At 63.5% G+C, this 1,275-nt stretch carries 1 protein-coding gene; it reads left to right on the top strand.

Going from position 1 to position 1,275, the window contains the following annotated elements; translation table 11 throughout:
• Positions 1-166: 166 nt before the first annotated feature.
• The coding region (gene istA, locus OU26_RS09995) for an IS21 family transposase (RefSeq protein ID WP_033499124.1) at positions 167-1,275 on the top strand (1,109 nt) is incomplete at its 3' end.

Below are 1,275 nucleotides of genomic sequence, written 5' to 3' on the forward strand. Positions count from 1 at the left end.
TGTTTGTGTTCAATGTGATGTGAGCCGAGTTACCGCGATGGTGTTGGCCGGGTTACCGGCAAGAAGTTGACCGTTTTATCGCCCCTTGGCGCAAAAGGGCGTCGGCCCGTTTCGTCCCTATTAGATTCCCTGGTTGGTAGTGGTTTTCCCAGGGAAGGAAAGGAATATGACGGTGTCGACGCCCGTGCAACAACATATCAGGATTCTCGACGCGCAGGGTGTTTCCTGGCGTCGGATAGCCAAGGAGGTCGGAGTGTCAAGGCAGACGGTCAGGAAGTACGCCGAATTGGAGGATTGCTCGCCCAAGCCGCCCGAACACGCGAAGGCGAAGTCGAAGCTGGACCCGTTCAAGCCGGTGATCGACAAGTGGTTGGAGTCGGACCGGTTGATGCCGCGCAAGCAGCGCCATACCGCGATGCGAGTCTGGCACCGGCTGCGGGACGAACATGGCTACGAGGGCTCGTACCAGCTCGTGCAGCGCTATGTGCAGCAGCGGAAGCGGGATTGGAGGGATCCGGGCGACGGTTTCATGGAACTGCGATGGGAGCCGGGCATCGCGCAGGTCGATTTCGGCGAAGGCCTGGCCTGCATCAAGGGAGCTCGGGTGAAGGTGCATTGCCTGGTGGTGGCGTTCCCGTATTCGAACATGCGCTGGGTGGTCGCGCTGCCCGGGGAGAACGCCGAATGCGTGTGCGAGGGTTTGGAGACCGTGTTCGGGCATATCGGCCTGGCGCCGCGCGTGCTGGTGTTCGACAACGCCACCGGCGCCGCGCACCGGGTCGCGTGGGACAAAATCACCATCGTGGACGTGTTCCAACGGTTCGTCGAGCATTACCGGGTCGAGGTCAGGTTCTGCAACCCGGCCAGCGGGTGGGAGAAGGGCAACGTGGAGAACGCGGTCGGGTTCCTCAGGCGCAACCTCATGGTCCCCATGCCCAACGCGGAATCGTACCGGAAACTCACCTCCTGGATGCTCTCGCGCTGCGACGAGATCGCCGGGAACACGCATTACCGCAAGGATGTTCCGATCTCGGACCTGTTCGCCGGGGAGAAGACGCGCATGCTGCCGTTGCCCCGGGTACCGTACGACGCGTGCCGTTGGGTGACGCGCAAGGCCGACCGGGAGGGCAACGTCGAGATCGATTCCAACCGCTACCTCGCCGGCCCCTCGTGGCGCGGATGGACCCTGGAGGTCGGTTTGCGCGCGTTCCAGGTGGAGATCCGCACCCAGGACGGCCGGTTCGTGGCCAAGCTGCCGCGCGCGTACGGCAGGGC

Origin of the sequence: Bifidobacterium ruminantium DSM 6489, assembly GCF_000770925.1 — a bacterium.
GTDB lineage: Bacteria > Actinomycetota > Actinomycetes > Actinomycetales > Bifidobacteriaceae > Bifidobacterium > Bifidobacterium ruminantium.